This window comes from Paraburkholderia nemoris (assembly GCF_905221015.1).
In the GTDB taxonomy this organism is placed as follows: Bacteria; Pseudomonadota; Gammaproteobacteria; order Burkholderiales; family Burkholderiaceae; genus Paraburkholderia; species Paraburkholderia nemoris.
Map to the genome: position 1 here is coordinate 130,764 of NZ_CAJNBO010000019.1, position 21,924 is coordinate 152,687.

The following is a 21,924-nucleotide window of genomic DNA, read 5'->3' on the forward strand; positions in this document are numbered from 1 at the left end:
CGCGCAAAAAAAACGGAGGCCGACTTTAAGTCGTGCCTCCGTTTTTTTATGCATGTTCTGGCGTGCGCCTTTTTGCGGGCGCGTCGGGGGTGCGGGTTTCTTTGCGCTCTCGGGCAGCCTAGCTGCTTTGCGTTACGCCCCGGGCGCACTCGCGCGATCGAGGGTACGCAAAAACTTGTCCGCGGACTCGTAGCCGACGACGCGCAGCACTTCCTTGCCGCCCTGGTCGAAAAAGATAATGCCCGGCGGGCCGAACAGGCTGAAGCGCTTGAGCAGCATCTGATCGTCGGCGTTATTCGCGGTGACGTCGGCGCGCAGCAGGTTCATCTGCTTCAACTTCGCCTGAACGCGCGGATCGCTGAACGTGAACTTCTCCATCTCCTTGCAGCTCACGCACCAGTCTGCGTAAAAATCGAGCATAGCGGGCTGCGCAGCCGTTTTGACGGCCTCGTCGAGCTCGGTCGAGGAACGAACCGAGGCGAACGTCAGATCGCTCTGTGACGCTGTATTGGGCTTGCTGGAGGCGTTTGCCACGCTTGCGTCTTCACTGCCACGCGCGGCCAGGACCGCTAGCGGACGCAGAGGATCGGACGAGCCTGCTGCCAGGCCGACCAGCAGCACCGCGGCCCAGATTGCCAGCGCTGCGCCAATACCACGACCGAGCCGACGCCACACCGAAGCGCCCGCGGCTGGGGCCGAGAAAAGACCAAGCCCGGCTGCGGCAATCAGCAGCCACAACGCGCTCAACAGCATGGTCGCGGTCGCACCGAGCACCGGCCAGACGATCCAGAGGGCCGCCGCAAGCAGCACCACGCCGAAAAACACCTTAACGCCGTCCATCCATGCGCCAGCGCGCGGCAGCAAAGTGCCGGCGCCAAGACCGATGATCAGGAGCGGCACGCCGAGCCCTAGCCCCATCGAGAATAGCGCCGCGCCACCGAGCAACGCGTCGCCCGTATGCGCAATAAATGCCAGCACGGCAAAAAGCGGCGCCGTCATGCAGGCCCCGACCACCAGCGCGGACAACGCCCCCATAACAGCGACAGCGGCAAACTTGCCGCCGGAACGTCCAGTCGACGCGCGCGACACGCCATCCTGCCAGCGCTGCGGCAACGCGATGTCGAAGCCCGCGATCAGCGTCACGGCGAAAACGGTCAGCAATACACCGAATGTACCGAGCACCCACGGGTTCTGCAGCCACGCGCCAAGGCTCTGCCCAACGAGCGCGGCCGCAATACCAAGCGCCGTGTACACGAGCGCCATGCCGATCACATAGGCCAGCGACAAAGCAAAGCCGCGGGCACGCGTCACGCGTGCCCCTTCGCCGATGATGATTGCCGACAGGATCGGGATCATCGGATAGGAGCACGGCAGCAAGCTGAGCACGGCGCCGGCCACGAAATAGAGCCCGATGATCGCGAAGAAACCGCCGCCTTGCAGCAGCGATTGCGCATAGTCGGCGCTGGTGGCGCGCTCATACCACGGCGCGCCGGCAGCTGCGGATTGCTGTGTGGCGGCGGTAGTCGCCGCGGCGCTACCGGCCGGCTGCAAAGCCTCGCCGCTCACGTGGTACACGCGCTCCATCGGCGGATAGCAAATGCCGGCATCGGCACAGCCCTGAGACGTGACGGCCAGGTCAAACGGCCCCTGGGCTTGCTTTACCGGAATGCGGATCGTCAGCTCATTGCGATACGTCTCGACGTTCTTGTTGAAGGTCTGATCGAACTTGACATGCCCGGCCGGCAATTGGGGCTCGCCAATCATAGTCGTGCCGTTGCGGGTCGCAAACGCGAAACGCTCACGGTACATGTAGTAACCTTCCGCGATCTTGTACGTGACGTCGACTTCGCCAGGCTTCTCGCTCGCGCTGAATTTGAAGGCGACGGCGGGATCGAGGAAGTCGTCCGCAGCGCGCGCAAGCGTGCTGAACTGCGCGAAGATCAGGCAGCCGAACAGGAAGAAGACCGCGCGCAACGCATGGCGCGCACGTCGATTGAGACCGTTAGACATGGAGAGGACGTTTGGTTTCAGCAGTGATCCACTGGCCGTACGCGACCGATGCCGTGGCTTGCCAGGAGAGAATTTCCGGCGTGTCGTAGGGATGGTGCGCCTGAATGTACTGCTCGAGCTCGAGCGCGCGTGCCGCGCTGGTCTTGAACAGCAACTGGATCTCTTGCGCCGTTTCGACCGCGCCCTGCCAGTGATAGCTGGACTGCACCGTGCCCAATTGCGTGACACAGGCGCATAGCCGCGCGGCCAACGCATCTGCGGCGAGCTTCTGAGCAACGGCGGCATCCGGTACCGTGGTCAGAATCAAGGTCACATTCAAGCTCACGCTCACGAAGGCTCCAGACAGGCACAATTCAAGTGCCAATATCGTATCACCTAGCCTTGCGGCGCCGCAGACGCCCACGCAGCAAGCATGCGGCATTTGGCCGCCGCGATCGACATGCCGCAGTGAAATTCGCCGCTATAAACAAAAAAGCCAGGCTTGGCGCCTGGCTTTTTCTTCGATGCTAAAAAGCTTACTCAGCTTCTTGCACTTCAACTTCTTCGACTTCCGGACGGTCCAGCAATTCGACCAGTGCCATCGGTGCGTTGTCGCCGACGCGGAAACCGAACTTCAGGACGCGCAGGTAGCCGCCCGGACGGGTGGCGTAACGCGGGCCGAGGACTTCGAACAGCTTCGTGACCGAGTCACGATCGCGCAGGCGGTTGAACGCCAGACGACGATTTGCCAGCGACGGCTTCTTGCCGAGCGTGATCAGCGGCTCGACGACTTTACGGAGTTCTTTCGCCTTCGGCAGCGTCGTCTTGATGACTTCGTGCTCGATCAACGAGTTGGACATGTTACGGAGCATTGCCAGACGGTGGCTGCTCGTGCGGTTCAGTTTCCGCAAACCATGACGGTGACGCATGTTAATTCCTTTGATTCAAAGTTTTGGTCCAGCTCTTCTATCGCGCTCGGTCTACCCTCGGTTTCCCAACGGTGACGAGTGCACGGGCCGGTAGTGAAAAAAGACAAGACGCGGATTTTAAAGGAAAATCCGCGTCTTTGCCAGTGCAGCGGCGGGTCTTATCCCGAGACTACTACTCGATTTACTTGTCCAAACCTGCCGGCGGCCAGTTTTCGAGTTTCATGCCGAGCGTCAAACCACGCGACGCCAGTACTTCCTTGATTTCGTTCAACGACTTGCGACCCAGATTCGGGGTCTTGAGCAACTCGTTTTCCGTGCGCTGGATCAGGTCGCCGATGTAGTAAATGTTCTCGGCCTTCAGGCAGTTCGCGGAACGAACCGTCAGTTCGAGATCATCAACTGGACGCAGCAGGATCGGATCGATCTGCGGCGCACGCGACGGCGCTTCCGCCGTTGCTTCGGTGCCTTCCAGTGCAGCGAACACCGACAGCTGATCAACCAGAATACGAGCCGATTGACGGATCGCTTCTTCCGGCGAGATCACACCGTTGGTCTCGATGTTCATCACGAGCTTGTCGAGGTCGGTACGCTGTTCGACGCGCGCGCTTTCAACGGCGTAGCTCACGCGGCGAACCGGCGAGAACGACGCGTCCAGCACGATACGGCCGATGATCTTGGCCGACTCTTCGCCGTAACGACGCACATTGCCCGGCACATAGCCACGGCCCTTTTCGACCTTGATCTGCACGTCGAGCTTACCGCCCTTCGACAGATGCGCAATCACGTGATCCGGGTTGATCACTTCGCAATCGTGCGCGAGTTCGATGTCGCCAGCGGTGACAACGCCTTCGCCTTCCTTGCGCAGCGTAACCGTCACTTCGTCACGGTTATGCAGCTTGAACACTACGCCCTTCAGGTTCAACAACAGGTTGACCACATCCTCTTGCACACCGTCGAGCGTCGAATACTCATGTACGACGCCTGCGATCGTCACTTCGGTCGGCGCGTAGCCGATCATCGACGACAGCAACACGCGCCGAAGCGCGTTACCCAAGGTGTGGCCGTAACCGCGTTCAAACGGTTCCATGACCACTTTCGCGTGGCTCTCACCAAGCGATTCAACAGCGATGATCTTGGGCTTCAACAAACTGGTTTGCATAGGTTTTCCTTTTCAATACCCTCGGCTCGTTACACCGATAAGGCTGACCGGTAACAACCTGAAAATAAACAGCCGAGACGCCCCCTTGCGCAACGCAATCGGGGTGCCCCGGCCGTTAATCCGATTACCGCGAATACAATTCGACGATCAGGCTTTCGTTGATATCGCCAGCGATGTCGCTGCGTTCCGGCTTGCTCTTGAACGTGCCTTCGAACTTCTTCGAATCGACAGCGACCCAGCTCGGCAGACCGCCTTGCTCGGCCAGCGACAGCGCTTCGAGAATACGCGCCTGCTTCTTCTTTTGTTCGCGGACTGCGACGACGTCGCCTGCCTTCACTTGCATCGACGGGATGTTCGACACCACGCCGTTCACCGTGATCGCCTTGTGGCTCACGAGCTGACGCGCTTCAGCGCGCGTCGAGCCGAAGCCCATGCGATACACGACGTTGTCGAGACGCGATTCGAGCAATTGCAGCAGGTTTTCACCCGTGTTGCCCTTCAGGCGGTCGGCTTCAGCGAAGTAACGGCGGAATTGACGCTCGAGGACACCGTAGATGCGCTTCACTTTTTGCTTTTCGCGCAGCTGCGTGCCGTAGTCGGACGTACGTGCACCCGACGTGCGGCCGTGTTGGCCAGGCTTGCTGTCAAGCTTGCACTTGTCAGCGAGCGAACGACGGGCGCTCTTCAGGAAGAGGTCAGTGCCTTCACGGCGGGACAGCTTGGCCTTAGGGCCGATATAACGTGCCACGTTGATTCCTTCTATGATTGATCACACGAATGCATGCACTCGCGCTAGTCCGAACCCTTTGGGTCGAACGGTGGGCTTAGTCAATTCAATAGCGCAAGCAGCCTGTGGTCGCCGGCTTGAACACCGGCGGCAACAGGCGCTAGCGAAAACAGCGTCTTAGATACGACGACGCTTCGGCGGACGGCAGCCGTTGTGCGGGACCGGCGTCACGTCGGAGATCGCGGTGATCTTGATGCCAAGACCATGCAACGCGCGCACCGCCGATTCGCGGCCAGGACCGGGGCCCTTGATACGCACTTCGAGGTTCTTCACGCCGTATTCCATCGCCACGCGGCCAGCCGATTCAGCTGCCACCTGGGCTGCAAACGGGGTCGATTTACGCGAACCCTTGAAGCCCTGACCACCCGACGTTGCCCAGGCAAGTGCATTGCCTTGACGATCGGTGATCGTGATGATGGTGTTGTTGAACGACGCGTGAACGTGAACCACGCCCTCGGCGACGTTCTTCTTGACCTTCTTGCGAACGCGTTGCGCCGCGGAGTTGTTCGAAGCCTTAGCCATTACGTTTTCCTGTAACTGTCAGTTCCGCTTACTTCTTCAGCGATTGCGCTGCACGACGCGGACCCTTGCGCGTACGGGCATTCGTACGCGTGCGTTGGCCACGCAGGGGCAGGCCCTTGCGATGACGCACGCCACGGTAGCAGCCGAGATCCATCAGGCGCTTGATGTTCATCGTCGTTTCACGGCGCAGATCGCCTTCAACGATGAACTTGCCGACTTCTTCACGCAGCTTTTCGAGGTCTGCGTCGTTCAGGTCCTTGACCTTCTTCGAAAATGCCACACCAGCAGCGACGCAGATGTCGCGCGAGCGCGTGCGGCCGATACCGTAAATTGCCGTCAGGCCGATTTCGGTATGCTGGTGATTCGGGATGTTAACCCCTGCGATACGAGCCATTGTTTTTCCTCAAACAAAAAGCGCAGCAAAAAGCGCGGCGTTCAGCCTTGACGCTGTTTGTGGCGCGGATCAGAGCTGCAAATCACGCGCACAACGCCTTTGCGCTTGATGATCTTGCAATTGCGGCAAATGCGCTTAACCGATGCCATCACTTTCATGATATTACCCTTTTTTCAAATCACTTCGCCCGGAACACGATCCGCGCACGCGACAGATCGTAAGGCGTCAATTCAACCGTTACCTTGTCGCCCGGCAAGATTCGGATGTAGTGCATCCGCATCTTGCCGGATATGTGTCCCAATACGACATGGCCGTTTTCCAGCTTCACCCTAAAGGTAGCGTTAGGCAGGTTTTCGATGACTTCACCCTGCATCTGGATAACATCGTCTTTGGCCATAAGTCCTTTCAACGCATCGGGACGCCGCCGCCTTTGAAATTAGCTTTCTTCAGCAGCGATTCATACTGTTGCGACATAACGTACGACTGCACCTGCGCCATGAAATCCATTGTGACGACGACAATGATCAGCAGCGACGTTCCACCAAAATAAAACGGCACGTTCCAGCGCAGTACCAAAAATTCAGGCAGCAGACAAACAAACACGATGTAGATCGCACCAGCCAGCGTCAGACGCGTCAGGATACGGTCGATGTATCGCGCCGTTTGATCGCCCGGGCGGATGCCTGGGACGAAAGCGCCACTCTTTTTCAGGTTGTCGGCCGTTTCTCTGCTGTTGAACACCAGTGCGGTGTAGAAGAAGCAGAAGAAGACGATCGCCAACGCGTACAGCAACACGTACACGGGTTGACCGGGCTTAAGGGCTTCGGCCACGTTGTGCAACGTGTCTGCGAACCAGCTGGTACGCGACCCCGAACTAAACCAGTTCAGGATGGTTGCCGGGAAGAGAATGATCGACGATGCAAAGATCGGCGGAATCACGCCCGACATATTCAACTTCAGCGGCAGATGTGAAGACTGTCCGCCGTAAATCTTGTTACCGACCTGCCGCTTGGCGTAATTCACAAGAATCTTGCGCTGGCCGCGTTCGATGAACACCACCAGATACGTCACACCGGCAATCAGCGCGACCACGATAATCGCCGAGATGATGCTCATCGAGCCGGTTCGCACCAGTTCAAAAAGACCACCGATTGCGTTCGGGAAACCCGCCGCAATACCGCCGAAAATGATGATCGAGATACCGTTACCAAGCCCGCGTTCCGTGATCTGCTCACCCAGCCACATCAGGAACATCGTGCCGGTCACCAGCGTCACGACCGTCGTCAGCCGAAATACCATCCCCGGATCGATCACCAGGCCTGGCTGATTTTCCAGTGCGACGGCAATGCCGAACGCCTGGAATGTCGCCAGCAGGACCGTAAAGATACGCGTGTACTGCGTAATCTTCCGTTGACCCGCCTGCCCTTCCTTTTTCAACGCTTCCAGCTGCGGCGAGACAATCGCCAGCAACTGCATGATGATCGACGCCGAAATGTACGGCATGATCCCCAGCGCAAAAATCGTGAACCGCGAAAGTGCACCACCCGAGAACATGTTGAACATGCCAAGGATGCCGCCCGACTGGCTTTGGAACAACTTTGCCAGCTGGTCCGGGTCAATACCCGGCACCGGAATGTGCGCGCCGATTCGGTAGACGATCAACGCCAGCAGCAGGAATACTGCACGCCGACGCAGATCGCCGAACTTCGCCGCGCTGCGACCGGGTTTTGCGAGACTCGGACTGTTAGCCAAGTACCTTCTCCGATGCAAATGCTAGTGACGGCAAATAACTTGCGCGTTACTCGGCAAAAGAGCCGCCGGCTGCTTCAATAGCAGCGCGCGCACCCTTCGTCGCACCCAGACCCTTCACAACGATCTTGCGCTTAAGCTCGCCCGTCGCGATGATCTTGGCGCTCTTGATCAGCTCGCCGAGCAGGCCGGCTTGCTTCAGAGCCAACAGATCGATTTCGTCGACCGGCAGCTTTTCCAGATCAGAGAGACGCACTTCACCGACGAATTCCTTCGTCAGCGAGGTGAAGCCACGCTTCGGCAGGCGACGTTGCAGCGGCATTTGACCGCCTTCGAAGCCAACCTTGTGAAAGCCGCCCGAACGCGACTTCTGACCCTTGTGACCGCGGCCAGCCGTCTTGCCCAGACCGGAGCCGATGCCACGGCCGACGCGACGCTTAGCGTGCTTCGAACCTTCAGCCGGCTTCAGGTTATTCAATTCCATTATCAACTCCTTGAGTCCTGGTCAGCCGCTTAGCTGATGACCTTAACGAGGTACGAAACCTTGTTGATCATGCCGCGCACAGCCGGCGTGTCCTGCAACTCGCTAACCGAGTTGAGTCGGCGCAGGCCCAAGCCACGCACCGTTGCACGGTGCGTTTCACGGGTGCCGATCAGGCTCTTGACGAGCTGGACCTTGACAGTTTTATCAGACATGGTGTCCACCTTAGCCCAGAATATCTTCGACGGACTTGCCGCGCTTCGCCGCGATATCACCCGGCGTCGACTGCTTGCGCAGACCGTCGAGCGTTGCACGAACGAGGTTGTACGGGTTCGTCGAACCGTGGCTCTTGGCCACAACGTTCTGCACGCCCATCACGTCGAACACTGCGCGCATCGGGCCGCCAGCGATCACACCGGTACCGTCCTTGGCCGGAGCCAGGAGGACCATCGATGCGCCGTGCTTACCGTGCACTTCGTGTTGCAGGGTACCGTTCTTAAGCGGCACCTTGAACATGTTGCGGCGAGCCTGTTCCATCGCCTTCTGAACAGCGACCGGCACTTCCTTCGCCTTGCCCTTGCCCATACCGACGCGGCCATCACCGTCGCCGACCACGGTCAGTGCGGCAAAACCGAGAATCCGGCCGCCCTTCACAACCTTGGTCACGCGGTTGACCGAAATCATCTTTTCGCGCAGGCCGTCGTCGCGTTCGTCAGCCTGAACTTTCGCTTGCATCTTTGCCATGACGAATTCTTCCCTTAGAACTTGAGTCCGGCTTCGCGCGCCGCATCAGCCAGCGCTTTCACGCGGCCGTGGTAACGGAAACCCGAACGGTCGAAGGCGACGGATTCGATGCCGGCAGCCTTAGCCTTTTCTGCAATGCGCTTACCGATCAGGGTCGCAGCGGCGACGTTGCCGCCCTTGCCAGTCTGATCAGCCAGTTGCGCACGCACTTCGGCTTCGAGCGTCGACGCGCTGGCGAGCACCTTGGTGCCGCACGGCGAGAACACTTGCGCATAGATGTGCGTGTTCGTGCGATGCACGGCGAGACGCGCGACCTGCAGCTCAGCGATCTTGATACGCGTCTGACGAGCGCGGCGCAGGCGAGATTGAGTCTTATCCATGATTGCGCACCCTTACTTCTTCTTCGTTTCTTTGAGGATCACAACCTCGTTGGCGTAACGCACACCCTTGCCCTTGTAGGGCTCCGGCGGGCGATAGCCGCGCACTTCTGCAGCGACCTGGCCAACTTGTTGCTTATTGATCCCCTTGATCACGATTTCGGTTTGCGTCGGGGTTTCAGCCTTGACGCCTTCCGGCATCTGGTGCACCACGGGGTGCGAGAAACCCAGCGACAGGTTCAGCTTGTCGCCTTGCGCCTGTGCGCGGTAACCGACGCCAACCAGCGTCAGCTTGCGCTCGAAACCCTTCGTCACGCCGTTCACCATGTTCGCAACCAGTGCGCGCATCGTGCCCGACATCGCATTCGCTTCGCGGCTCTCGTCCACCGGCTCGAATTTCAGCGTGCCGTTGTCGTTCACCACCTTCACGAGGCTGTTTGCAGCCTGCGAAATCGTACCCAGCGGGCCCTTGACGGTAATGCGTTCGTCGCTCAGGGCCACTTCTGCGCCTTGCAGCGCGATCGGGCTTTTACCTACTCGAGACATGTTTCTCTCCTTTCGGCCTTAAGCGACGTAGCAGATGACTTCGCCGCCAACGCCCGTTGCACGCGCCTTGCGGTCCGTCATCACGCCCTTCGGCGTCGACACGATTGCCACGCCGAGGCCATTCATGACCACGGGGATGTCGTTACGGCCGCGGTACACACGCAGACCAGGCTTCGAAACGCGTTCAATGCGCTCGATCACCGGACGGCCAGCGTAGTACTTCAACACGATGTTCAATTCAGACTTCGCACCTTCGGACTTCACTGCGAAATCATCGATATAGCCTTCGTCCTTCAGGACCTGCGCAATCGCAACCTTGACTTTCGACGAGGGCATTGTCACCGAAACTTTCTCAACCATCTGCGCATTGCGGATGCGAGTCAGCATATCGGCGATAGGATCACTCATGCTCATTTACGTTTCTCCTATTACCAGCTCGCCTTGGTCAGGCCAGGGATCTCGCCGCGGAACGCGATTTCGCGAATCTTGTTACGCGCCAGCCCGAATTTACGGAACGTGCCACGCGGGCGACCGGTAATTGCGCAACGATTGCGCTTACGGGTCGGGTTAGAGTTGCGCGGCAGTTGTTGCAGTTCCAGACGTGCTGCGTAATGCTCTTCGTCCGACTTGCTCATATCGCCGATAATCGCTTTCAGCTCAGCACGCTTGGGAGCGTACTTAGCGGCCAGGCGAGCACGCTTCTTTTCACGTTCGATCAGTGCCAGTTTAGCCACGGTAACCTCAGTTTCTGAACGGGAACTTGAAGCTGGCGAGCAGAGCCTTTGCTTCGTCGTCGGTCTTCGCAGTTGTCGTGATGCTGATGTTCAGCCCACGCAGTGCGTCGATCTTGTCGTAGTCGATTTCGGGGAAAATGATCTGCTCTTTCACACCGATGTTGTAGTTGCCGCGACCATCGAACGCACGACCCGACACGCCACGGAAGTCGCGCACACGGGGGAGCGCAACCGTCACGAAACGGTCCAGAAATTCGTACATTGCCTGACCACGCAACGTGACCATTGCACCGATCGGATAGCCCTGACGGATCTTGAAGCCAGCGATTGCCTTGCGTGCCTTCGTGATCACCGGCTTCTGGCCTGCGATCTTCGTCAGGTCGCCGACGGCGTTTTCGATGATCTTCTTATCAGCAACCGCTTCGCCAAGGCCCATGTTCAGGGTGATCTTGGTGATGCGCGGCACTTCCATCACGGACTTGTAACCGAACTTCTCGATGAGGCCGGGTACAACCTTCTCTTTGTAAAACTCTTGCAAACGAGCCATTTTTTTACTCCGCAGCGTCAGGCGCTCAGCACGGCACCGGTCGTCTTAAGGAAACGGACTTTCTTGTCTCCCTCGACCTTGATGCCTACACGCGACGCCTTGCCATTCGCGTCGACCAATGCGACGTTCGAAATTTGCAGCGGCATCGTCTTGGCTTCCACGCCACCCGTCGTACCCTTCATCGGGTTCGGCTTGACGTGCTTCTTGACGAGGTTGATACCCTCGACAATTACCTTGTCTTCGCCAACGGACAGCACGACGCCGCGCTTGCCTTTATCTTTGCCGGTGATGACGATAACTTCGTCACCTTTGCGAATCTTGTTCATCGCGACTCCTTACAGCACTTCAGGTGCCAACGAAACGATCTTCATGAATCGTTCGCTGCGCAACTCGCGCGTAACAGGCCCGAAAATACGGGTGCCAATAGGTTCGAGCTTGGCATTCAACAGCACTGCAGCATTGCCATCGAACTTGATCAGCGAGCCGTCCTGACGGCGCACGCCCTTGGCGGTGCGAACCACCACGGCGTTGTAAATTTCGCCTTTCTTCACGCGCCCGCGCGGCGTTGCTTCTTTGACGGTCACCTTGATGATGTCGCCAATGCTGGCATAACGACGCTTCGAGCCGCCGAGAACCTTGATGCACATGACTTCACGCGCACCGGTGTTGTCGGCCACTTCAAGCCGAGTTTCGGTCTGGATCATGGTTTATCTATCCCAACTTAATCCGGTCACACCACCATGGCGTACCCGGTCAGTCTTGGTCCCGTCAGCCAATCGGCTGCTTGGGTATGAACAGCAGCGACGGCAAACGAAACCCGCCATCGCAATCCGGTGAATCCTTCGGAACAGACTGGCGCCTGAACCGCTTCCCCCACCAACTTCGCCCGCGACGGGGCTCCCATAAAAGAGGGAAGACCGAGATTATAACAAATAATCTCGGTCTTGCAAGCGAAACTTACTGCGATTTCAATTACTTCTACAACTTTGCGGCGTCAGATGACGCGAGCAGCCTCGACCAGGCGAGCCACAACCCAAGCTTTCGTCTTCGAAATCGGACGCGTTTCCTGGATTTCAACGAGGTCACCCTCGTTGTACGTGTTCGCATCGTCGTGCGCGTGGTACTTCTTCGAACGCACAACGTACTTGCCGTAGATCGGGTGCTTCACGCGGTGCTCAACCAGCACGGTGACCGTCTTGTCCATCTTGTTGCTGACGACCTTGCCGACCAGCGTCCGCTTGAGCGAGGTTTTTACGCTATCGTTCATTTCTGGTTCGCCTTCTCAGTCAGGACGGTCCGCACACGTGCGATGTCGCGACGAACCTTCTTCAGCTGGCTCGTGTTCGTGAGTTGCTGGGTCGCGAGTTGCATGCGCAGGCCGAATTGCGCCTTCAACAGGTCCGACAGCTCCTTGTTGAGCGCGGCCTGATCTTTCTGGTGAAGTTCGGAAGCCTTCATCATTTGCTCCTTAGGCGCCGAGCTGACGCACGATAAACGTCGTCTTGAGCGGCAGCTTAGCTGCAGCCAGACGGAACGCTTCGCGTGCCAGCTCTTCGGTTACGCCGTCCATTTCGTACAGCATCTTGCCCGGTTGAATCTCTGCGACGTAGTACTCAGGGTTACCTTTACCGTTACCCATACGTACTTCAGCCGGCTTGTGCGAGATCGGCTTGTCCGGGAAGATGCGGATCCAGATGCGGCCACCACGCTTGATGTGACGCGTCATTGCACGACGTGCCGCTTCAATCTGGCGCGCGGTCAGACGACCACGACCGATAGCCTTCAGGCCGAACTCACCGAACGACACCGCGTTGCCGCGGGTAGCGATACCGGTGTTACGACCCTTCTGCTCTTTGCGATACTTTCTGCGTTTCGGTTGCAGCATCGTTATTCTCCAGTCTTCCCGCCGTCGCCGGCACCGCCAGCACGACGAGGAGCGCCACGGCGTGCACCTGCCGGGCCACCACCTTCACCATCGCGACGCGGACGGCGATCGCCACCCGGACGTGCGTTACGGCGCGGACGCTTTTCTTCGGCGACTTCTTCAACCACCGGTGCGTCGTTGCGGCCGAGCGTGTCGCCCTTGTAGACCCACACCTTCACGCCGATGATGCCGTACGTCGTCTTCGCTTCCGAAGTTGCGTAGTCGATATCAGCACGCAGCGTATGAAGGGGCACGCGACCTTCGCGATACCATTCCGTACGAGCGATTTCGATACCGTTCAGGCGGCCAGCGCTCATGATCTTGATGCCTTGAGCACCCAGACGCATTGCGTTTTGCATCGCACGCTTCATCGCGCGGCGGAACATAATCCGACGCTCGAGTTGTTGCGTGATCGAGTCAGCGATCAGTTGCGCATCGGTTTCCGGCTTGCGGATTTCTTCGATGTTGACGTGGACCGGAACGCCCATGCGGCGTTGCAGTTCCGACTTCAGCAGCTCGATATCCTCGCCCTTCTTACCGATGACGACACCCGGACGCGAGCTATAAATCGTGATGCGCGCGTTTTTCGCCGGACGCTCAATAACGACGCGACCAACCGAAGCGTTTTTCAGCTTCTTCTTCAGGTATTCACGAACACCGATGTCTTCCTGCAACATCGCCGCGAAATTGTTGTTGTTCGCGTACCAACGCGACGCCCAATTGCGGCTGACGGCCAAACGGAAGCCAGTCGGATGAATTTTCTGTCCCATCGTATGACCCCTTAATTCCCGACCGTCACAGTGATGTGACAGGATTGCTTCTCGATGCGGTTACCGCGGCCTTTAGCGCGCGCAGTAAAACGCTTGAGCGATGCAGCCTTGTCGACCATGATGCTCGTTACCTTGAGCTCGTCGATATCGGCGCCTTCGTTATGCTCCGCATTCGCGATCGCCGACAGCACGACCTTTTTCACGATTCCCGCAGCCTTCTTCGGCGAGAACGTCAGAACGTTCAGCGCCTTGTCGACCGGCAAACCGCGGATCTGGTCAGCCACAAGGCGCGTTTTCTGCGCCGAGATGCGGGCACCGCGATGAATTGCTTTCACTTCCATCATGAGCCCCTTATTTCTTAGCCTTCTTGTCGGCTGCGTGACCCTTGAACGTCCGGGTCAATGCAAACTCGCCAAGCTTGTGGCCGACCATGTTTTCCGAGATGTACACCGGAACGTGTTGACGGCCGTTGTGCACAGCAATCGTCAAACCGATGAAATCCGGCAGAATCGTCGAACGACGCGACCAGGTTTTGATCGGCTTCTTGTCACGCGCAGCGGCTGCCGACTCAACTTTCTTCAGCAAATGGGCGTCGCAGAACGGACCTTTTTTTACAGAACGTGCCATTGCCTACTCCTTAACGCTTGTGACGGCGCTGGACGATCATGCTCGTCGTGCGCTTGTTGCTGCGGGTGCGATAACCCTTAGCAGGCGTGCCCCACGGGCTCACCGGATCGCGACCTGCAGCCGTCTTGCCTTCACCACCACCGTGCGGGTGATCGACCGGGTTCATTGCAACGCCACGCACCGTCGGGCGGATACCGCGCCAGCGGTTCGCGCCAGCCTTACCGATTTGACGGAGGCTGTGCTCTTCGTTGCCAACTTCACCAATCGTCGCGCGGCATTCAACGTGAACGCGGCGGATTTCACCAGAGCGCAGGCGGACCTGTGCGTAGATGCCTTCACGAGCCAGCAACATCGCCGACGTACCAGCCGAACGCGCCATTTGCGCGCCCTTGCCCGGCAGCATTTCGATGCAGTGGATCGTCGTACCGACCGGAATGTTGCGGATCGGCAGCGCGTTACCTGCGCGGATCGGAGCTTCCGAACCCGATATCAGTTGCTGGCCAACCGTCACACCCTTCGGAGCGATGATGTACTTGCGCTCGCCGTCTGCGTACAGAACCAGCGCGATGTTCGCGCTACGGTTCGGATCGTACTCAAGACGTTCGACCTTTGCCGGAATGCCGTCCTTGTTGCGACGGAAATCGACGACACGGTAATGATGCTTGTGACCACCACCCTTATGACGCGTGGTGATGTGACCGTTGTTATTACGGCCGGCGGTCGTGGATTGCGAGTCGAGCAGCGGTGCGAACGGCTTGCCCTTATGCAGATCCTTGTTGACCACCTTGACCATCGCACGGCGACCCGGCGAAGTCGGCTTAACTTTAACGATTGCCATGATTACTTGGCCTCCGCTTCAAAGTTGATTTCCTGGCCGGGCTTCAGGCAGACGTACGCCTTCTTCACGTCCTTGCGCTTGCCCATGAAGCGGCCAAAGCGCTTGGCTTTGCCCTTCGAGACCAGCACGTTGACGGAATTGACTTCCACCTTGAACAGCAGCTCGACTGCAGCTTTCACTTCCTGCTTCGTGGCATCGGGCGCGACTTCGAACACAACTTGCTCGTTCTTGTCGGCCACCAGCGTCGCCTTTTCGGAGATCACCGGCGCGAGCAGGACCTGCATCAAACGATGATCGTTCTTGCGAATCTCGCTCATGACAGCAACTCCTCGATCTGGGCGACCGCAGCCTTCGTGATCAGGATCTTCTTGAAGTAGATCAGCGACAGCGGGTCGGCGTAACGCGGCTCGACAACTGCCACATGGGCGAGGTTGCGCGACGCGAGGTACAGGTTTTCGTCAACCGTGTCGGTAATCACCAGCACGGAGTCGAGACCCATCGCCTTGAATTTTTCGGCCAGCAGCTTCGTCTTCGGCGCTTCGAGCGTCAGCTCGTCGACCACCGAGATGCGGCCTTCGCGGGCCAGCTGCGAGAAGATCGAGCAGAGGCCTGCGCGATGCATCTTCTTGTTAACCTTGTGCGAAAAGTTTTCTTCCGGCGAATTCGGGAAGATCCGGCCACCGCCGCGCCACAACGGGCTCGACGACATACCGGCACGGGCGCGGCCCGTACCCTTCTGGCGCCACGGCTTCTTGGTCGTGTGCTTGACTTGCTCACGGTCCTTCTGCGCGCGGTTACCGCTACGGGCATTCGCTTGATACGCCACCACTACCTGGTGAATCAGGGCTTCGTTGTAATCGCGACCGAACACTACGTCCGACGCGCTAACGCCTGCACCTTCCTGACCATTGGCATTCAGGAGCTTAAGTTCCATTATTTCGCTCCTTTCACGGCACGCGTCTTCACGGCCGGCGTAACGAATACCTTGCCACCCTTCGCACCCGGAACGGCGCCCTTGACCAGCAACAGCTTGCGGTCAGCGTCGATACGAGCGATTTCGAGGTTTTGCACGGTTACCGTATCGTCACCCATGTGACCGGTCATGCGCTTACCCGGGAAAACACGACCCGGATCCTGCGCCATACCGATCGAACCCGGCACGTTGTGCGAGCGCGAGTTACCGTGCGATGCACGGCCGGATGCGAAGTTGTAACGCTTGATGGTACCGGCGTAGCCCTTACCGATCGACACGCCTTGCACGTCGACCTTCTGGCCTACTTCGAACAGGTCGGGACCGACCACGGTGCCGTTCGACAACTCGGCAGCCTTGGCAGCATCGATCTGGAATTCTTTGAGGATTTCACCGGCTTGAACACCGGCTTTGGCAAGATGACCGGCCAACGGCTTCGTCACACGCGATGCACGGCGCGTACCGAATGCAACCTGCACGGCGGTGTAGCCGTCGGTTTCAACAGTCTTGATCTGCGTCACACGGTTGTCGGACACGTCCAGCACGGTAACGGGAATCGAATCCCCTTCTGCCGTGAAGATACGGGTCATGCCAACCTTGCGACCTACGAGTCCAAGGCTCATCGTTTTCTCCATTCCCGACTGCGATTGGTCGGGGCTAATTTACAAAATGCCGGTGCCGTTTCGGGCGTGCGCTTCGGATGAAGCCACGCTGCAGCACACCGACTTTTTTGCGCAAATGCGCGAAAAGCCCACTATTATAGCGAGGCTTTTCGTTTTCCGCAAGCAATCAATGACTTAGCGCTGCCCGGCACGCCAGGCAACCGCTACACGCCTTATTGGAGCTTGATTTCCACGTCCACGCCAGCCGGCAGGTCCAGCTTCATCAGTGCGTCGACGGTCTTGTCCGTCGGATCGACGATGTCCATCAGACGTTGGTGCGTACGGATTTCGAGCTGATCGCGCGACGTCTTGTTGACGTGCGGCGAACGCAGGATGTCGAAACGTTGAATGCGGGTCGGCAGGGGCACCGGACCACGAACGATTGCGCCAGTCCGCTTTGCCGTGTCGACGATTTCAGCTGCCGATTGATCGATCAGGCGATAGTCGAAAGCCTTCAGGCGAATGCGGATTTTCTGGTTCTGCATGACAATTCCTTGGAAAGAGCGAGGCGGTATTGCGCCGCCAGATAGTAAAAGAACGTAGAGCCGGGCACCTGCTGTGGTGCTGGTGCCCGGCTCCGGGCACCACTTACTGCAACTTCAGCCCTCGATTTTACTCGAGAATCTTAGCAACCACACCTGCGCCGACCGTACGGCCACCTTCGCGGATTGCGAAGCGCAGACCTTCTTCCATCGCGATCGGGTTGATCAGCTTCACCGTGATCGACACGTTGTCGCCCGGCATGACCATTTCCTTGTCCTTCGGCAACTCGATCGAGCCCGTCACGTCCGTCGTACGGAAGTAGAACTGCGGACGATAGTTGTTGAAGAACGGCGTGTGGCGGCCGCCTTCGTCCTTGCTCAGCACGTACACTTCAGCCGTGAAATGCGTGTGCGGGTTGATCGAACCCGGCTTCGCCAGAACCTGGCCACGCTCCACGTCTTCACGCTTCGTGCCGCGCAGCAGGATACCCACGTTGTCGCCTGCCTGACCCTGGTCGAGCAGCTTGCGGAACATTTCCACGCCCGTGCAGGTCGTCTTCACCGTCGGCTTGATACCGACGATTTCGATTTCCTCGCCAACCTTCACCACGCCGCGCTCAACGCGACCCGTCACCACCGTGCCGCGACCCGAGATCGAGAACACGTCTTCCACCGGCATCAGGAACGCACCGTCAACTGCGCGCTCCGGCGTCGGGATGTACGTGTCCAGCGCGTCGGCCAGGTTCATGATCGCCACTTCGCCCAGCTCGCCCGTGTCGCCTTCCAGCGCCAGCTTGGCCGAACCCTTGATGATCGGCGTGTCGTCGCCCGGGAAGTCGTACTTCGACAGAAGTTCGCGAACCTCCATCTCGACGAGTTCCAGCAGCTCAGCGTCGTCCACCATGTCGCACTTGTTCAGGAACACGATGATGTACGGAACGCCAACCTGACGCGCCAGCAGGATGTGCTCACGCGTTTGCGGCATCGGGCCGTCTGCAGCCGAGCACACCAGGATCGCGCCGTCCATCTGCGCTGCGCCCGTGATCATGTTCTTCACATAGTCAGCGTGGCCCGGGCAGTCGACGTGGGCGTAGTGGCGGTTAGCCGTTTCGTACTCGACGTGTGCCGTGTTGATCGTGATACCACGTGCCTTTTCTTCCGGCGCCGCGTCGATCTGGTCGTATGCCTTCGCTTCGCCGCCAAACTTCTTGGTCAGCACCGTCGTGATCGCTGCCGTCAGCGTGGTCTTGCCGTGGTCAACGTGACCGATCGTGCCGACGTTCACGTGCGGCTTGGTCCGTTCGAATTTACCTTTAGCCATGTTTCTCTTCTTTCAAAAAGTTAATCGTTGAATGACTTGCCGCGCGATTACTTCGACTTGGCGTTGATGATCGCTTCCGACACGTTACGCGGTGCTTCGGAGTAGTGCTTGAACTCCATCGTGTACGTTGCACGACCTTGGGTCAGCGAACGCAGCGAGGTCGAGTAACCGAACATTTCCGACAGCGGGACTTCGGCGCGAACGATCTTGCCGCCGCCAACCATGTCGTCCATGCCCTGAACGATGCCGCGACGACCCGACAGATCGCCCATCACGTTGCCCATGTAATCTTCAGGCGTTTCGACTTCCACAGCCATCATCGGTTCGAGGATGACTGGTTGAGCCTTGCGCATTGCTTCCTTGAACGCCATCGAACCGGCCATGCGGAACGCATTTTCGTTCGAGTCGACGTCGTGGTACGAACCGAACGTCAGGTGAACCTTCACGTCAACGACCGGGAAGCCTGCCAGCACGCCAGCCTTCAGCGTTTCCTGGATACCCTTGTCGACTGCCGGAATGTATTCACGCGGAATCACACCGCCCTTGATCTCGTCCAGGAACTCGTAGCCCTTGCCCTGCTCATTCGGCTCGAGCGTAATGACCGCGTGACCGTACTGGCCGCGACCACCCGACTGCTTGACGAACTTACCGTCAACGTCTTCCGCCTTGCCGCGGATCGTTTCACGATACGCCACTTGCGGCTTGCCGACGGTTGCTTCGACGCCGAATTCACGCTTCATCCGGTCGACCAGAATTTCCAGGTGGAGCTCGCCCATGCCCGAAATAATGGTTTGACCCGATTCTTCGTCCGTTTGAACGCGGAACGACGGATCTTCCTGAGCCAGACGGTTCAGGGCCAAACCCATCTTTTCCTGGTCCGGCTTCGTCTTCGGCTCAACAGCCTGCGAAATCACCGGCTCCGGGAAAATCATGCGTTCGAGCACGATCGGGTGCAGCGGATCGCACAGCGTGTCGCCCGTCGTTGCATCTTTCAGGCCAACAGCCGCAGCGATGTCGCCTGCGTGCACTTCCTTGATTTCTTCACGCTGGTTTGCGTGCATCAGCAGAATACGACCCAGACGTTCCTTCTTGTCCTTGGTCGCGTTCAGCAGCGTGTCGCCCGACTTCGTCGTGCCCGAGTACACACGGAAGAAGATGAGCTGGCCGACAAACGGGTCGGTCATGATCTTGAATGCGAGGGACGAGAACTTCTCGTCGTCAGCCGCGCGACGCTCAGCTTTTTCACCGTTTTCGAGTTCGCCCGTAACCGGCGGAATGTCGATCGGCGACGGCAGGAAGTCGAGCACGGCGTCGAGCATGCGTTGCACGCCCTTGTTCTTGAACGCGGTACCGCACAGCATCGGCTGGATTTCGCAAGCGATCGTACGGTCGCGCAGACCCTTGACGATTTCTGCTTCCGTCAACTCGCCTTCTTCGAGGTACTTGTTCATCAAGTCTTCGCTCGATTCAGCCGCAGCTTCAACCATCTTCTCGCGCCATTCATTGCACGTGTCGACGAGTTCTGCCGGGATTTCTTCGTACGAGAACTTGGTGCCTTGGGACGCTTCGTCCCAAATGATCGCTTTCATCTTCAGCAGATCGACCACGCCCGTGAACGATTCTTCAGCGCCGATAGGCACCACGACCGGAACCGGGTTCGCCTTCAAACGCAGCTTGAGCTGGTCGTAGACCTTGAAGAAGTTCGCGCCGGTACGGTCCATCTTGTTGATGAACGCCAGACGGGGAACCTTGTACTTGTTGGCCTGACGCCACACGGTTTCCGACTGGGGCTGCACGCCGCCCACTGCGCAGTACACCATGCATGCGCCGTCGAGCACGCGCATCGAGCGCTCAACTTCAATCGTGAAGTCAACGTGGCCCGGGGTGTCGATGATGTTGATGCGGTGCTCAGCGCGGTCGCCGGCCATGCCTTTCCAGAATGCCGTGGTAGCAGCGGACGTGATCGTGATGCCGCGTTCCTGCTCCTGCTCCATCCAGTCCATGGTGGCAGCGCCGTCGTGAACTTCACCAATCTTGTGGTTCACGCCGGTGTAAAACAGGATGCGCTCGGTCGTCGTCGTTTTGCCGGCGTCGATGTGAGCGCTAATACCGATGTTACGGTAGCGCTCGATAGGTGTCTTGCGAGCCACTTTGATCCTCTATTGGGATGACGCGATGCGAGAAAATACCCATCGCGCTGTAATACAAACGGGCGAGGCGCTTTGTAAGCGCACCCGCCCGGAATTTCTTTCCGTTTTTTCTGCTAAACCCGGGTTCGGGAAGCTTAGAAACGGAAGTGCGAGAACGCCTTGTTGGCTTCTGCCATCCGGTGAACTTCGTCGCGCTTCTTCATCGCGCCGCCACGGCCTTCAGCCGCTTCGGAGAGTTCACCTGCCAGACGCAGGGCCATCGACTTCTCGCTGCGCTTCTTCGCGGCTTCACGCAACCAACGCATCGCCAATGCCATACGACGCGACGGACGCACTTCGACCGGAACCTGATAGTTCGCACCACCAACGCGGCGGCTCTTAACTTCGACCACCGGCTTGACGTTGTTGAGCGCTACCGTGAACACTTCCAGCGGGTCCTTGCCACCCTTGGTCTGGATCTGTTCGAAAGCGCCGTACACGATGCGCTCAGCAACCGACTTCTTGCCGGAGAGCATCAGCACGTTCATGAACTTAGCTACATCTACGTTACCGAACTTCGGATCCGGCAACACTTCCCGCTTGGGGACTTCGCGACGACGCGGCATGTTTCTTCCTTTAACTTTTCAGTTGGAGCTATTTTTTAGCCCCGCGGCCACCAACTAACCCGATTCATCTCTAACGACTTACCAGCCTGGTCGGGTGACCACTTACTCGACAGCACCGGCAATTCCGGCACCACCGCTATTACCGCCTTTAAAGGCGACCTGAAACTACACTGACCGGCTAATTACTTGCCAGCCTTGGCACGCTTTGCACCGTACTTCGAGCGAGCCTGCTTACGATCCTTGACGCCCTGGGTATCCAGCGAGCCACGAACCATGTGGTAACGCACACCCGGCAAGTCCTTAACACGGCCGCCGCGAATCAGCACGACCGAGTGTTCCTGCAGGTTGTGGCCTTCACCACCGATGTACGAAATAACTTCGAAGCCGTTCGTCAGACGAACCTTGGCAACCTTACGGAGTGCCGAGTTAGGCTTCTTCGGCGTCGTGGTGTACACACGGGTGCACACGCCGCGACGCTGGGGGCAGTCCTGCAAAGCCGGGCTCTTGCTCTTCGTCGTTTCCGACGCGCGGCCTTTGCGAACCAGTTGATTGATGGTTGGCATTGTTTATTCCTGAAATTGAACAAAATCGACGCATCTGTTTCCGGGCAAAGCAGA

Annotated in this window: 35 protein-coding genes; all 35 read right to left on the bottom strand. The window is 58.5% G+C overall.

Features of this window, described 5'->3' with window-relative positions; all coding sequences use genetic code 11:
* Positions 1-132: 132 nt before the first annotated feature.
* Complete coding sequence (dsbD, locus tag KHO33_RS27300) at positions 133-2,010, bottom strand: protein-disulfide reductase DsbD (protein ID WP_200566018.1); 1,878 nt, start codon at positions 2,008-2,010, stop codon at positions 133-135.
* A complete protein-coding gene (gene cutA / locus KHO33_RS27305) occupies positions 2,003-2,335 on the bottom strand; it encodes a divalent-cation tolerance protein CutA (protein ID WP_407946200.1) in 333 nt (110 codons plus the stop codon). Before cutA ends, dsbD begins: the two co-directional genes overlap by 8 nt.
* A gap of 190 nt (positions 2,336-2,525) precedes the next feature.
* The gene (gene rplQ, locus KHO33_RS27310) at positions 2,526-2,918 is read right to left on the bottom strand and encodes a 50S ribosomal protein L17 (RefSeq protein WP_006052227.1); all 393 of its coding nucleotides are present in this window, start codon (positions 2,916-2,918) and stop codon (positions 2,526-2,528) included.
* A gap of 181 nt (positions 2,919-3,099) precedes the next feature.
* A complete protein-coding gene (locus tag KHO33_RS27315) occupies positions 3,100-4,077 on the bottom strand; it encodes a DNA-directed RNA polymerase subunit alpha (RefSeq protein ID WP_006052226.1) in 978 nt (325 codons plus the stop codon).
* Positions 4,078-4,201: 124 nt separating this feature from the next.
* Complete coding sequence (rpsD, locus tag KHO33_RS27320; protein WP_027800372.1) at positions 4,202-4,825, bottom strand: 30S ribosomal protein S4; 624 nt, start codon at positions 4,823-4,825, stop codon at positions 4,202-4,204.
* Positions 4,826-4,981: 156 nt separating this feature from the next.
* Positions 4,982-5,386: a 30S ribosomal protein S11 gene (gene rpsK / locus KHO33_RS27325; protein WP_006052224.1), complete on the bottom strand. Its 405-nt coding sequence runs from the start codon at positions 5,384-5,386 to the stop codon at positions 4,982-4,984.
* A gap of 28 nt (positions 5,387-5,414) precedes the next feature.
* Positions 5,415-5,780, bottom strand: coding sequence for a 30S ribosomal protein S13 (gene rpsM, locus KHO33_RS27330; protein ID WP_006052223.1), 366 nt, complete (start codon positions 5,778-5,780; stop codon positions 5,415-5,417).
* Between the two features lie 41 nt (positions 5,781-5,821).
* Positions 5,822-5,938: a 50S ribosomal protein L36 gene (rpmJ, locus tag KHO33_RS27335; protein ID WP_004199844.1), complete on the bottom strand. Its 117-nt coding sequence runs from the start codon at positions 5,936-5,938 to the stop codon at positions 5,822-5,824.
* 20 nt (positions 5,939-5,958) lie between these two features.
* Positions 5,959-6,177 (bottom strand): translation initiation factor IF-1, encoded by a 219-nt coding sequence (gene infA / locus KHO33_RS27340; RefSeq protein ID WP_004521905.1) that lies wholly within the window; start codon positions 6,175-6,177, stop codon positions 5,959-5,961.
* A gap of 8 nt (positions 6,178-6,185) precedes the next feature.
* Positions 6,186-7,532 (bottom strand): preprotein translocase subunit SecY, encoded by a 1,347-nt coding sequence (gene secY / locus KHO33_RS27345; RefSeq protein WP_063497536.1) that lies wholly within the window; start codon positions 7,530-7,532, stop codon positions 6,186-6,188.
* Between the two features lie 46 nt (positions 7,533-7,578).
* On the bottom strand, positions 7,579-8,013 hold the full coding sequence (rplO, locus tag KHO33_RS27350; RefSeq protein WP_054036556.1) for a 50S ribosomal protein L15: 435 nt from the start codon (positions 8,011-8,013) through the stop codon (positions 7,579-7,581).
* 29 nt (positions 8,014-8,042) lie between these two features.
* Positions 8,043-8,225, bottom strand: coding sequence for a 50S ribosomal protein L30 (rpmD, locus tag KHO33_RS27355; protein WP_007180126.1), 183 nt, complete (start codon positions 8,223-8,225; stop codon positions 8,043-8,045).
* A 10-nt stretch (positions 8,226-8,235) separates the two neighbouring features.
* On the bottom strand, positions 8,236-8,754 hold the full coding sequence (gene rpsE, locus KHO33_RS27360; protein WP_006052219.1) for a 30S ribosomal protein S5: 519 nt from the start codon (positions 8,752-8,754) through the stop codon (positions 8,236-8,238).
* 14 nt (positions 8,755-8,768) lie between these two features.
* Positions 8,769-9,134, bottom strand: coding sequence for a 50S ribosomal protein L18 (gene rplR / locus KHO33_RS27365; RefSeq protein WP_006052218.1), 366 nt, complete (start codon positions 9,132-9,134; stop codon positions 8,769-8,771).
* A 12-nt stretch (positions 9,135-9,146) separates the two neighbouring features.
* Entirely contained in the window at positions 9,147-9,677 is a 531-nt protein-coding gene (gene rplF, locus KHO33_RS27370; RefSeq protein WP_028199570.1) for a 50S ribosomal protein L6, read from the bottom strand.
* Positions 9,678-9,695: 18 nt separating this feature from the next.
* Complete coding sequence (gene rpsH, locus KHO33_RS27375; RefSeq protein ID WP_006052216.1) at positions 9,696-10,091, bottom strand: 30S ribosomal protein S8; 396 nt, start codon at positions 10,089-10,091, stop codon at positions 9,696-9,698.
* Between the two features lie 14 nt (positions 10,092-10,105).
* The gene (gene rpsN, locus KHO33_RS27380; protein ID WP_006052215.1) at positions 10,106-10,411 is read right to left on the bottom strand and encodes a 30S ribosomal protein S14; all 306 of its coding nucleotides are present in this window, start codon (positions 10,409-10,411) and stop codon (positions 10,106-10,108) included.
* 7 nt (positions 10,412-10,418) lie between these two features.
* Complete coding sequence (rplE, locus tag KHO33_RS27385) at positions 10,419-10,958, bottom strand: 50S ribosomal protein L5 (protein WP_006052214.1); 540 nt, start codon at positions 10,956-10,958, stop codon at positions 10,419-10,421.
* A gap of 17 nt (positions 10,959-10,975) precedes the next feature.
* Positions 10,976-11,284, bottom strand: coding sequence for a 50S ribosomal protein L24 (rplX, locus tag KHO33_RS27390; protein ID WP_028199569.1), 309 nt, complete (start codon positions 11,282-11,284; stop codon positions 10,976-10,978).
* Positions 11,285-11,293: 9 nt separating this feature from the next.
* Positions 11,294-11,662: a 50S ribosomal protein L14 gene (gene rplN / locus KHO33_RS27395; protein WP_006052212.1), complete on the bottom strand. Its 369-nt coding sequence runs from the start codon at positions 11,660-11,662 to the stop codon at positions 11,294-11,296.
* A gap of 290 nt (positions 11,663-11,952) precedes the next feature.
* The gene (gene rpsQ / locus KHO33_RS27400) at positions 11,953-12,225 is read right to left on the bottom strand and encodes a 30S ribosomal protein S17 (protein WP_007180129.1); all 273 of its coding nucleotides are present in this window, start codon (positions 12,223-12,225) and stop codon (positions 11,953-11,955) included.
* Entirely contained in the window at positions 12,222-12,416 is a 195-nt protein-coding gene (rpmC, locus tag KHO33_RS27405; protein ID WP_007180130.1) for a 50S ribosomal protein L29, read from the bottom strand. Before rpmC ends, rpsQ begins: the two co-directional genes overlap by 4 nt.
* Before the next feature lie 10 nt (positions 12,417-12,426).
* Complete coding sequence (rplP, locus tag KHO33_RS27410; protein WP_007180131.1) at positions 12,427-12,843, bottom strand: 50S ribosomal protein L16; 417 nt, start codon at positions 12,841-12,843, stop codon at positions 12,427-12,429.
* A 2-nt stretch (positions 12,844-12,845) separates the two neighbouring features.
* Positions 12,846-13,652, bottom strand: coding sequence for a 30S ribosomal protein S3 (gene rpsC, locus KHO33_RS27415; protein ID WP_011490053.1), 807 nt, complete (start codon positions 13,650-13,652; stop codon positions 12,846-12,848).
* A gap of 11 nt (positions 13,653-13,663) precedes the next feature.
* Positions 13,664-13,996: a 50S ribosomal protein L22 gene (gene rplV, locus KHO33_RS27420; protein ID WP_197070230.1), complete on the bottom strand. Its 333-nt coding sequence runs from the start codon at positions 13,994-13,996 to the stop codon at positions 13,664-13,666.
* A 7-nt stretch (positions 13,997-14,003) separates the two neighbouring features.
* Positions 14,004-14,279, bottom strand: coding sequence for a 30S ribosomal protein S19 (rpsS, locus tag KHO33_RS27425; RefSeq protein ID WP_054036552.1), 276 nt, complete (start codon positions 14,277-14,279; stop codon positions 14,004-14,006).
* Positions 14,280-14,289: 10 nt separating this feature from the next.
* Positions 14,290-15,117, bottom strand: a complete 828-nt coding sequence (rplB, locus tag KHO33_RS27430; RefSeq protein ID WP_200566017.1) for a 50S ribosomal protein L2 — start codon at positions 15,115-15,117, stop codon at positions 14,290-14,292.
* Between the two features lie 2 nt (positions 15,118-15,119).
* Positions 15,120-15,434 (bottom strand): 50S ribosomal protein L23, encoded by a 315-nt coding sequence (rplW, locus tag KHO33_RS27435; protein WP_007180135.1) that lies wholly within the window; start codon positions 15,432-15,434, stop codon positions 15,120-15,122.
* Positions 15,431-16,051 carry a 50S ribosomal protein L4 gene (gene rplD, locus KHO33_RS27440; RefSeq protein ID WP_007180136.1) on the bottom strand — a complete coding sequence of 207 codons (621 nt, stop codon included), beginning with the start codon at positions 16,049-16,051 and terminating at the stop codon, positions 15,431-15,433. Before rplD ends, rplW begins: the two co-directional genes overlap by 4 nt.
* Complete coding sequence (rplC, locus tag KHO33_RS27445; RefSeq protein WP_007180137.1) at positions 16,051-16,710, bottom strand: 50S ribosomal protein L3; 660 nt, start codon at positions 16,708-16,710, stop codon at positions 16,051-16,053. Before rplC ends, rplD begins: the two co-directional genes overlap by 1 nt.
* 212 nt (positions 16,711-16,922) lie before the next feature.
* The gene (rpsJ, locus tag KHO33_RS27450; protein WP_006998489.1) at positions 16,923-17,234 is read right to left on the bottom strand and encodes a 30S ribosomal protein S10; all 312 of its coding nucleotides are present in this window, start codon (positions 17,232-17,234) and stop codon (positions 16,923-16,925) included.
* A gap of 127 nt (positions 17,235-17,361) precedes the next feature.
* Positions 17,362-18,552: an elongation factor Tu gene (tuf, locus tag KHO33_RS27455; protein ID WP_063497539.1), complete on the bottom strand. Its 1,191-nt coding sequence runs from the start codon at positions 18,550-18,552 to the stop codon at positions 17,362-17,364.
* A gap of 47 nt (positions 18,553-18,599) precedes the next feature.
* Positions 18,600-20,702, bottom strand: a complete 2,103-nt coding sequence (fusA, locus tag KHO33_RS27460; RefSeq protein ID WP_054043378.1) for an elongation factor G — start codon at positions 20,700-20,702, stop codon at positions 18,600-18,602.
* Positions 20,703-20,836: 134 nt separating this feature from the next.
* Positions 20,837-21,307 (bottom strand): 30S ribosomal protein S7, encoded by a 471-nt coding sequence (gene rpsG, locus KHO33_RS27465; protein WP_006053291.1) that lies wholly within the window; start codon positions 21,305-21,307, stop codon positions 20,837-20,839.
* 182 nt (positions 21,308-21,489) lie between these two features.
* A complete protein-coding gene (gene rpsL, locus KHO33_RS27470; protein ID WP_006998493.1) occupies positions 21,490-21,870 on the bottom strand; it encodes a 30S ribosomal protein S12 in 381 nt (126 codons plus the stop codon).
* Positions 21,871-21,924 lie beyond the last annotated feature (54 nt).

Bases quoted from the DNA above. Each gene is read 5' to 3' on its own strand.
- dsbD (WP_200566018.1), bottom strand. From the start codon at position 2,010: ATGTCTAACGGTCTCAATCGACGTGCGCGCCATGCGTTGCGCGCGGTC.
- rplQ (WP_006052227.1), bottom strand. From the start codon at position 2,918: ATGCGTCACCGTCATGGTTTGCGGAAACTGAACCGCACGAGCAGCCAC.
- KHO33_RS27315 (WP_006052226.1), bottom strand. From the start codon at position 4,077: ATGCAAACCAGTTTGTTGAAGCCCAAGATCATCGCTGTTGAATCGCTT.
- rpsK (WP_006052224.1), bottom strand. From the start codon at position 5,386: ATGGCTAAGGCTTCGAACAACTCCGCGGCGCAACGCGTTCGCAAGAAG.
- rpsM (WP_006052223.1), bottom strand. From the start codon at position 5,780: ATGGCTCGTATCGCAGGGGTTAACATCCCGAATCACCAGCATACCGAA.
- rpmJ (WP_004199844.1), bottom strand. From the start codon at position 5,938: ATGAAAGTGATGGCATCGGTTAAGCGCATTTGCCGCAATTGCAAGATC.
- infA (WP_004521905.1), bottom strand. From the start codon at position 6,177: ATGGCCAAAGACGATGTTATCCAGATGCAGGGTGAAGTCATCGAAAAC.
- rplO (WP_054036556.1), bottom strand. From the start codon at position 8,013: ATGGAATTGAATAACCTGAAGCCGGCTGAAGGTTCGAAGCACGCTAAG.
- rpmD (WP_007180126.1), bottom strand. From the start codon at position 8,225: ATGTCTGATAAAACTGTCAAGGTCCAGCTCGTCAAGAGCCTGATCGGC.
- rpsE (WP_006052219.1), bottom strand. From the start codon at position 8,754: ATGGCAAAGATGCAAGCGAAAGTTCAGGCTGACGAACGCGACGACGGC.
- rplR (WP_006052218.1), bottom strand. From the start codon at position 9,134: ATGGATAAGACTCAATCTCGCCTGCGCCGCGCTCGTCAGACGCGTATC.
- rplF (WP_028199570.1), bottom strand. From the start codon at position 9,677: ATGTCTCGAGTAGGTAAAAGCCCGATCGCGCTGCAAGGCGCAGAAGTG.
- rpsH (WP_006052216.1), bottom strand. From the start codon at position 10,091: ATGAGCATGAGTGATCCTATCGCCGATATGCTGACTCGCATCCGCAAT.
- rplE (WP_006052214.1), bottom strand. From the start codon at position 10,958: ATGGCTCGTTTGCAAGAGTTTTACAAAGAGAAGGTTGTACCCGGCCTC.
- rplX (WP_028199569.1), bottom strand. From the start codon at position 11,284: ATGAACAAGATTCGCAAAGGTGACGAAGTTATCGTCATCACCGGCAAA.
- rplN (WP_006052212.1), bottom strand. From the start codon at position 11,662: ATGATCCAGACCGAAACTCGGCTTGAAGTGGCCGACAACACCGGTGCG.
- rpsQ (WP_007180129.1), bottom strand. From the start codon at position 12,225: ATGAACGATAGCGTAAAAACCTCGCTCAAGCGGACGCTGGTCGGCAAG.
- rpmC (WP_007180130.1), bottom strand. From the start codon at position 12,416: ATGAAGGCTTCCGAACTTCACCAGAAAGATCAGGCCGCGCTCAACAAG.
- rplP (WP_007180131.1), bottom strand. From the start codon at position 12,843: ATGCTGCAACCGAAACGCAGAAAGTATCGCAAAGAGCAGAAGGGTCGT.
- rpsC (WP_011490053.1), bottom strand. From the start codon at position 13,652: ATGGGACAGAAAATTCATCCGACTGGCTTCCGTTTGGCCGTCAGCCGC.
- rplV (WP_197070230.1), bottom strand. From the start codon at position 13,996: ATGATGGAAGTGAAAGCAATTCATCGCGGTGCCCGCATCTCGGCGCAG.
- rpsS (WP_054036552.1), bottom strand. From the start codon at position 14,279: ATGGCACGTTCTGTAAAAAAAGGTCCGTTCTGCGACGCCCATTTGCTG.
- rplB (WP_200566017.1), bottom strand. From the start codon at position 15,117: ATGGCAATCGTTAAAGTTAAGCCGACTTCGCCGGGTCGCCGTGCGATG.
- rplW (WP_007180135.1), bottom strand. From the start codon at position 15,434: ATGAGCGAGATTCGCAAGAACGATCATCGTTTGATGCAGGTCCTGCTC.
- rplD (WP_007180136.1), bottom strand. From the start codon at position 16,051: ATGGAACTTAAGCTCCTGAATGCCAATGGTCAGGAAGGTGCAGGCGTT.
- rplC (WP_007180137.1), bottom strand. From the start codon at position 16,710: ATGAGCCTTGGACTCGTAGGTCGCAAGGTTGGCATGACCCGTATCTTC.
- rpsJ (WP_006998489.1), bottom strand. From the start codon at position 17,234: ATGCAGAACCAGAAAATCCGCATTCGCCTGAAGGCTTTCGACTATCGC.
- tuf (WP_063497539.1), bottom strand. From the start codon at position 18,552: ATGGCTAAAGGTAAATTCGAACGGACCAAGCCGCACGTGAACGTCGGC.
- rpsG (WP_006053291.1), bottom strand. From the start codon at position 21,307: ATGCCGCGTCGTCGCGAAGTCCCCAAGCGGGAAGTGTTGCCGGATCCG.
- rpsL (WP_006998493.1), bottom strand. From the start codon at position 21,870: ATGCCAACCATCAATCAACTGGTTCGCAAAGGCCGCGCGTCGGAAACG.